Raw genomic sequence first — 6,936 nt, 5'->3', positions numbered from 1 at the left:
GCCAGGTCCAGACGCCGTACCAGCCGACCCCGCACCCGAACCCGTGGAGGCGACGACGCCGGGCGGCCTGCCCAAGCGCCGTCGCCGCTCCCCACGGCAACCGGCCCCACACCCCGTACCGGCCGACGACGTCGGCGGCCGCTCGGCAGAGGAGAACGCCCGGCGCATGGGCGCCTTCGCACGCGGCACCCGCTCCGGCCGGGCCGTCCGGCACACGCTCCACGACGATGAAGGGAACAGCCACGAATGACCGGGCCCACCAACAACACGTTGGGCTGGATGCTGGACGAGGTGCTGAAGGTTCCGCAGGCGCGTCACGCGATCCTGCTCTCCGCCGACGGCATGCTCCGCGCCTTCTCCAAGGAGATCGACCGGGACGACGCCGAACGGCTGGCCGCGGGCCTGTCCGGCGTCCAGTCGATCAGCCGCAGCACGGCCGAGTTCTGCGGCACCCCGCACACCCCGTGGCGGCAGACCATGATCGAGTTCGCGCACGGCTACGTCTTCCTGGTCGCCGCCGGCGAGGGCGCCTACCTCGCGGTCTCCACCGGCGAGGACGTCGACATGGAAGCGGTCACCTACCGCATGCACAAACTCGTCGACCGGCTCGGCAAGGAGCTGACCAGCCCCGCCCGGCAGGACACCGGCAGCCCGGCATGACACCCCGGCGCCGTCCCACAGACCGGCTGGTGCGGTCGTACGTCGTCACGGACGGCCGCGCCCACCCGACCCGTAACACCCTGGACCTGGTCACGCTGCTGATCGCGACCGACGATCTGCCGCTGACCGGACTCAACCCGGAAAAGCGCAGGCTCATGGAGCTGTGCCGGCCCGGGGCCCTGTCCGTCGCCGAGGTGGCCGGCCATCTGTCGCTACCGGTCGGCGTGGCCAAAGTGCTGATCGCCGATCTCATGGACAGCGGCCACATCGTCATCCGCGCGCCGATCCCCGCCGCCCGGCCGACCGACGCCCGAATCCTCCAGGAGGTGCTCGATGGACTCCGTGCCCGCCTCTGACGACGTCTACCTGCGGCCCAGCGTGCAGACCGCGGTCAAACTGCTGATCGTGGGCCACTTCGCGGTCGGCAAGACCACGTTCGTCGGCACGCTCTCCGAGATCCGGCCCCTGCGCACCGAGGAGGTCATGACCGAGGCCGGCGCCCTCGTCGACGACCTGGCGGGCATGCGAGACAAGACGACCACCACGGTCGCCCTCGACTTCGGCCGGCTCACCCTCAACGACCGTCTGGTGCTCTACCTCTTCGGCACCCCGGGCCAGCAGCGCTTCACCCGGCTGTGGCAGGACATGACCCAAGGCGCGCTCGGCGCGCTCGTCCTCGCCGACACACGCCGCCTCAGCCAGTCGTTCGAGGTGATGGGCGTGCTGGAGGAGCGCGGGCTGCCGTACGCGGTCGCCCTGAACCAGTTCCACGACGCCCCCGCGTATGAGCTGGACGAGGTGCGCGAGGCCCTCGACCTGCTGCCCGAAACCCCGCTCGTCCGCTGCGACGCCCGCGACCGGGTGTCGTCCACGCGGGCACTCATCAGTCTCGTCGAGTACCTCCTGACCCTTCCGCCCTCCCGGCCTCGCCGGAGCGAGGGGACCCCCGACGGCCACCTGGAGCACGCGTGACCTCCGTACCACCAGTACCGCCTGTACCGCCGCCGGGCTGTCCCGTGCACGAGTCGCTCTACGGCCCCGAGTTCGCCGCCGACCCTGCAGCCGTCTACCGGCGGCTGCGCGACATCGGCCCCATTGCGCCGGTCGAGCTGGCGCCCGGCGTGCGGGCCTCGCTCGTCGTCGGATACGACGCCGCCCTGCACGTGCTGCGCAGCACCGAGACCTTCTCCAAGGACCCCCGCCGCTGGAAGGACCTCGCGGACGGTACCGTCCCCATGGACAGTCCGGTCGTGCCGATGATGATGTACCGGCCGAACGCGCTCTGGACCGACGGCGCGGAACACCGCAGGCTGCGCGGCGCGATCACGGACGCCCTGGCCCGGGTGGACCCCGCCACCCTGCGCGGCCACGTCGAGGCGAGCGCGGACACGCTCATCGACCGCCTCGCCCCGGCCGGGCGGGCCGATCTGCTCGGCGAGTACGCGCAGGTGCTTCCCCTGCTGGTGTTCAACCGTCTGTTCGGCTGCCCGGCCGACTACGGTGAGCGGCTGGTACAGGGGATGTCCGGGATCTTCGACGGAGTGGACGCCGAGAAGGCGAACGAACTGCTCGCGACGACGCTGCTGGACCTCGTCACGCTGAAGCGCCGGCGGCCCGGGCCGGATGTGACGTCCTGGCTCATGGACCATCCCGCCGGGCTCACGGATGAGGAGATGGTGCACACCCTCGTCCTGCTCATGGGCGCGGGTACCGAGCCCCAGCAGAACCTGATCGCCAACAGCCTGCGGCTGCTGCTGTCCGACGACCGGTTCGCTGGCAGCCTCGCGGGCGGCAGTCTGCCGGTGGAGGACGCCCTCGACGAGGTGTTGTGGACCGACCCGCCCATGGCCAACTACGCCGTGCACTATCCGATTCACGACGTCGTCCACGACGGGGTGGTGCTGCGGGCGGGGCATCCGCTCGTGGTCAGCCTCGCCGCGGCGAACACCGATCCCTCCCTGAGGACGGATCAGCGGGCGGGCAACCGCGCCCACCTGGCGTGGAGCGCGGGCCCGCACAACTGTCCGGCGCAGAGTCCTGCCCGGCTGATCGCGGCGGTGGCGGTGGAGAAGCTGCTCGATCGTCTTCCCGATGTCGAACTCGCCGTACCGGTGGAGGCGTTGGCTTGGCGACCGGGTCCTTTTCACCGCGGGCTGGTCGCGCTGCCGGTGACGTTTCCACCGGTGACCGCCACCCCGTCCGGCGTCGGCGACCCGCCGCCCGTGGAGGGCGACGCGCCGACGCCCCAGCCGTCTGTGGTGCCCGAGACCAGTGGTGTGCCGCGCGGATGGGCCGCCCGGCTGCTGGCGTGGTGGCGTGGCGAGTGATCAGGACAGGCGTACCGGAAGGGCACGGTGGCCGTTGGAGATGAAGGAGTCGACCGGCTCCAACTCGTCCTGGGACACTGCCAGTCGGAGTCCGGGAAAGCGGTCGAAGAGCGCCCGCAGCGCGATGTGGGCCTCGAGCCGCCCCAGCGGTGCGCCCAGGCAGAAGTGCACGCCGTGGCCGAAGGCGAGGTGCTCCTTGTCGATGTGGGTGACATCGAAGAGGTCGGCGTCCGCGCCGTACTTCCCGGGGTGACGTCCGGCGGCCGCGTACGCGGCGAGGATGGCCTCGCCCTTGCCGATCACCACCCCGTCCGGGCCGCCGAACTCGCTCATCACGAGGTCGTCGACGGCGTACCGCAGCGGCAGGCTGGCGACGGGCGCCTCCACGCGCAGCGCCTCCTCGACCACGTCCTCCCAGGAGACGCGGCCGGAGCGGACGTGGGTGAGCTGGTCCGGATGGGTCAGCAGGAGGTGGACGGCGTTGTCGATCAGGTTGACGGTGGTCTCGTGGCCGGCGCTGATCATGAGCACCAGGGTGTCGAGCAGTTCCTGCTCGCTCAGCCGGTTGCCGCTGTCGTCGTCGCGGGCCGCGATGAGTGCCGAGGTCAGGTCGTCGCCCGGCGACCGCCGCTTGAGGGCGACGAGTTCGCCCAGTGCCGCGTAGAACCGTGCGTAGTTGTCGGTGACTTCCTCCGGGGTGGCGGAGGTATGGAAGACGCCGTCCACGACGGCCCGTAGCTCCGCGCCCTGTTCCTCGGGCAGGCCGAGGAGTTCGCTGATCACCTGGATCGGCAGCGGGTAGCAGAACTCCTCGCGCAGATCGACGATGTGTCCGTGCCGTCCGGCCGCCTCGACCCCGTCCAGCAGGGTCGCGGTGATCTCCTCGACACGGGGTCGGAGCGCCGTGGTGCGGCGTGCGGTGAACGCCTTGGAGACCAGGGCGCGCAGCCGTTTGTGCTCGCCTCCGTAGGCGGTGAACATGTTCTGCACCGCGACCCAGGTGAACAGCGGCCATTCCGGGGAGATCTCACCTTTGATCCACTGGGGCCAGTGCCGGCGTGGGTCCTTGGAGACGCGTGGGTCGGTGAGCAGGCGCTTGAGGAGGTCGGGACTGCTGACGGCCCATGCCTGGACGCCCTCGGGCAGTTCGACGGGGGTCACCGGTCCGAGCTCGCGTATCCGGGCGGCCTCGCCGTGGATGTCGCGGCCGGTCGGGTCGATCACTAAGGGGCGGGGGTATCCCATGGAAGCCTCCAGGTGCTCGCGCATCGATACGACCCGTAAAGCTACTTGAACGTAGCGTGTCCGGGGGAGAGATGCCGCCATGCGCTGCGCAAGGGGACAACTTCTCTGCGTGCCGAGGCAAGTTGGCGCTTCTCCGCCGCCCTACGGTCGGGGTGTCGGATCGGAGAGCCGGTGAGGGTGATGACAGTCGGCAGGACCTCGTGGTGGATGCAACCGGGCAGTGTCGAGGTGCGGATCGTGGCCGCGGGCGGCTGGTGGGACGCCGTACGGGTACCGCTCGACCTCGGGACCGACGCACTCCGGCACCTCGGCGACGAGACGGGAGCCGTGATCGCGGACGGCTCCAGCGAACGCCTGTACTGGCTGATTCCTCCTGGTTCGGCCGCCGACTGGGAGCTCCCGCGGGTGCGTGTCCTGGGCCGGGGCTGGCACGTGGCGATCCCCCCGCTCCACCGCGTCACGCGCCCCGGTCTGTACTGGCAGGTCTCCCCGTCGCGCGGACACGAATGGACGAACACGCCCCGCCTGCACTCCGCCCTCCGCACGGCCCTCCTCCGCAGGAAGTCGCCCACCCTCTGACACCCGCCCCGGCCGATCCTGAGCCCGGCCGGGGCGGGATGCGCAGGGTGTCACGCACGGCTTTTCCGTTGCGCGGCGTCACGACCAGGGAATGACGACCCGGTACTTGCCGCCCGGAGACTGCTCGGGCGGCTCGTCGGCGCGTTCGACGCTCACCTGGCCCGCCCCGTGGGCACTGAGCAGGGCGATCATCTCCTTACGCACCGCCGCCCACAGCCGGTCCCGATCGGCTCCGGCGGCGGACCGGATCCGCACCCGCACACAGCTGGGCGCCGTCTGGACGATCTGGAACAGGTCGATGTCCGGGATGCTCTCCAGGAGGGTCTCGAAGGCCATGGGCACGATACGGACGCTGCCGCCGTCCCCACGCGGGAAGGACAGCAGGTCGGCCGCGCGGCCGCGGACCTTGATCGCGGGGAGGGGATCCCCGCACGGACACGCGTCCGGGCGCAGCAGCACACTGTCGCCGAGGTCGTAGCGCAGGATCGGCTGCGCCCACCGGCACAAGCTGGTCAGGAGCACGGTGAAGGACTCCCGGCCCGGCGGGGTCGGGCGGAGGTCGGAGTCGACGGGCTCCAGGATCAGCCAGTCGCTGTGGACGTGGAGCCATCCGAACCCGCAGCCATAGCCCAGGGCGAGGCTCTCGTTGCAGCCGTAGGTGTCGACCAGGCGTGCCCCGAAAGCGGAGCGGATCCTGCGGTGGTCGCGGTCACTGACGCCCTCGGCCAGCAGCGACACCACGGCCGGGGCGATGCGCAGCCGGCCGGCCAGCTGCTCGCCGGCGAGCAGCGCGATCACAGTGGCGTAGCCGGCCAGGAACACCGGGCGGTACCGATTGAGCTCGTCCACCAGCTCGGGCAGCGGGCTGTGCGCCGACAGCACCCGGCTGCCCCGGGTGGACAGCCGACCGGCCGCGCGGGAGCGGGCGATGACGGCGTACGCGGCCAGGTGACCGCTGGTGGCCACGATGTGCGCCGACCGCATGCGGCGAGCGAGCAGACGGGCCGTCACCGAGGGAGTGAGGGACCGCCGGGCGGCCCGCAGCGACAGGGCCCTGACCACCGCCGCCGCCTGGTCGTCGAGCAGGAACAGGCCGCGGTGGCCGGTGGTCCCGGACGTCGTGGTGACCAGGTATCTGCCCAGGAAGCGCTCGCCGACCCGTCGGCGATCCGCGACGAAGGCCCGTACCCGGTCCACGGTCACCCCGGGATCCGTGACCCAGTCGTCGAAGCGTGCCATCAGGTCCTGCTTGCGCGTGACCGGCAACAGGGCGGGGGCCTCGACGCGTTCGGGCAGAGTCCGGTACAGCTCGCGGTAGTACGGGGAGTTGGCGCGGGCGAAGTCGACCATCGAGGCCAGCCGCTCCCGCTGCCGGTGCGCCAGGGCGTCCGGGCCCTGCCGCAGGATCCGGCGCCCGTCCCGGACCAGGGCGAGGGCCGATGTCATCGCTCGGCTCCCCGGGGGCCGGGGGAGGGCTCCCAGAACGCGCAGTGGTGGTCGGCCGCGAAGCCGGTGGTGGGTCCGACCCGGTCCGGCGTCAGCACCTGGATGCGGTCCTCGTCGGCCGTGTAACGCGGCCAGGGCGCAGTTCCGGGCGCGTTGGGGTCGCCGGTGGCCGCGAAGCGGGCCCAGGAGGCGGTCATCGTGGCGGACAGTCGCCGCTGGGCGGGCGTCAGGGGCGCTACCGCGTCCGTGGGGAAGAGATAGGCCAGTTCGGAGGCGTGGAAGGCACCCTGCGGCGTGTGCGGTGCCGGGATGAACGGCGGTGCCTGCGGGTCGTGGAACTCGTAGGCGTAGACGGGCACCCGGTTGCCGTACAGCCGGCTGTCGGCCCGTGCGGGGCAGGCGAACCGCTGGTCCGTGCCGACGGCGGAGTACGCCAGGTTGGGGGAGGGATACGCCGAGGCGGGGTAGGTGTCGAGGACCGCGGCCGCACGGTTGCCGTGCTGGAGCTGGATCAGGGCGGCGTACGACGCGGGGGTCAGGGGGCCGCCGCCGAGCAGATCCACGTACAGTGCGGTGAAGTAGCGGTATTCGTCATGGGTGTTGCCGCTCAGCGTCGGTACCGCGTTCACTCGTCCCTCGGCCCACGCCGTGCGCGGAGGGCGGGGGAGGACACGGGGGC

Annotated in this window: 8 protein-coding genes and 1 pseudogene; 6 read left to right on the top strand and 3 right to left on the bottom strand. The window is 71.6% G+C overall.

The features are described 5' to 3' along the window. The 5 genes and pseudogenes from K4G64_RS37600 to K4G64_RS37580 form a co-directional block, all read left to right on the top strand. Positions 1–250 (top strand): annotated as a pseudogene (locus tag K4G64_RS37600) (ATP-binding protein); the annotation flags it as partial. Further along, on the top strand, positions 247–660 hold the full coding sequence (locus K4G64_RS37595) for a roadblock/LC7 domain-containing protein (protein WP_221760357.1): 414 nt from the start codon (positions 247–249) through the stop codon (positions 658–660). The pseudogene K4G64_RS37600 and the gene K4G64_RS37595, both read left to right, overlap by 4 nt. Then, a complete protein-coding gene (locus K4G64_RS37590; RefSeq protein ID WP_221760356.1) occupies positions 657–1,016 on the top strand; it encodes a DUF742 domain-containing protein in 360 nt (119 codons plus the stop codon). Before K4G64_RS37595 ends, K4G64_RS37590 begins: the two co-directional genes overlap by 4 nt. Then, positions 994–1,632: an ATP/GTP-binding protein gene (locus K4G64_RS37585; RefSeq protein ID WP_221760355.1), complete on the top strand. Its 639-nt coding sequence runs from the start codon at positions 994–996 to the stop codon at positions 1,630–1,632. The genes K4G64_RS37590 and K4G64_RS37585 overlap by 23 nt, the downstream gene beginning before the upstream one ends. A gap of 44 nt (positions 1,633–1,676) precedes the next feature. Then, positions 1,677–2,987, top strand: coding sequence for a cytochrome P450 (locus K4G64_RS37580; protein ID WP_308122594.1), 1,311 nt, complete (start codon positions 1,677–1,679; stop codon positions 2,985–2,987). On the opposite strand, the gene K4G64_RS37575 is transcribed toward K4G64_RS37580, so the two are convergent. Then, on the bottom strand, positions 2,988–4,232 hold the full coding sequence (locus tag K4G64_RS37575; RefSeq protein ID WP_221760358.1) for a cytochrome P450: 1,245 nt from the start codon (positions 4,230–4,232) through the stop codon (positions 2,988–2,990). A gap of 207 nt (positions 4,233–4,439) precedes the next feature. On the opposite strand from K4G64_RS37575, the gene K4G64_RS37570 reads away from it, so the two are divergent. Then, entirely contained in the window at positions 4,440–4,811 is a 372-nt protein-coding gene (locus K4G64_RS37570; RefSeq protein ID WP_260461519.1) for a hypothetical protein, read from the top strand. Positions 4,812–4,889: 78 nt separating this feature from the next. On the opposite strand, the gene K4G64_RS37565 is transcribed toward K4G64_RS37570, so the two are convergent. Next, complete coding sequence (locus tag K4G64_RS37565; protein WP_221760352.1) at positions 4,890–6,257, bottom strand: phenylacetate--CoA ligase family protein; 1,368 nt, start codon at positions 6,255–6,257, stop codon at positions 4,890–4,892. After that, on the bottom strand, positions 6,254–6,936 hold a 683-nt coding region (locus K4G64_RS37560; RefSeq protein ID WP_221760351.1), incomplete at its 5' end, for a carboxylesterase family protein. The genes K4G64_RS37565 and K4G64_RS37560, both read right to left, overlap by 4 nt.

Source organism: Streptomyces sp. WAC04114 (genome assembly GCF_019733245.1).
GTDB classification, from domain to species: Bacteria; Actinomycetota; Actinomycetes; order Streptomycetales; family Streptomycetaceae; genus Streptomyces; species Streptomyces massasporeus_A.
This window is presented reverse-complemented; position numbering and strand designations above follow the sequence as displayed.

What these genes read in the sequence shown, in the direction of transcription:
- K4G64_RS37595 (WP_221760357.1), top strand. Translation starts at nt 247, where the DNA reads ATGACCGGGCCCACCAACAACACGTTGGGCTGGATGCTGGACGAGGTG.
- K4G64_RS37590 (WP_221760356.1), top strand. Translation starts at nt 657, where the DNA reads ATGACACCCCGGCGCCGTCCCACAGACCGGCTGGTGCGGTCGTACGTC.
- K4G64_RS37585 (WP_221760355.1), top strand. Translation starts at nt 994, where the DNA reads ATGGACTCCGTGCCCGCCTCTGACGACGTCTACCTGCGGCCCAGCGTG.
- K4G64_RS37575 (WP_221760358.1), bottom strand. Translation starts at nt 4,232, where the DNA reads ATGGGATACCCCCGCCCCTTAGTGATCGACCCGACCGGCCGCGACATC.
- K4G64_RS37570 (WP_260461519.1), top strand. Translation starts at nt 4,440, where the DNA reads ATGCAACCGGGCAGTGTCGAGGTGCGGATCGTGGCCGCGGGCGGCTGG.
- K4G64_RS37565 (WP_221760352.1), bottom strand. Translation starts at nt 6,257, where the DNA reads ATGACATCGGCCCTCGCCCTGGTCCGGGACGGGCGCCGGATCCTGCGG.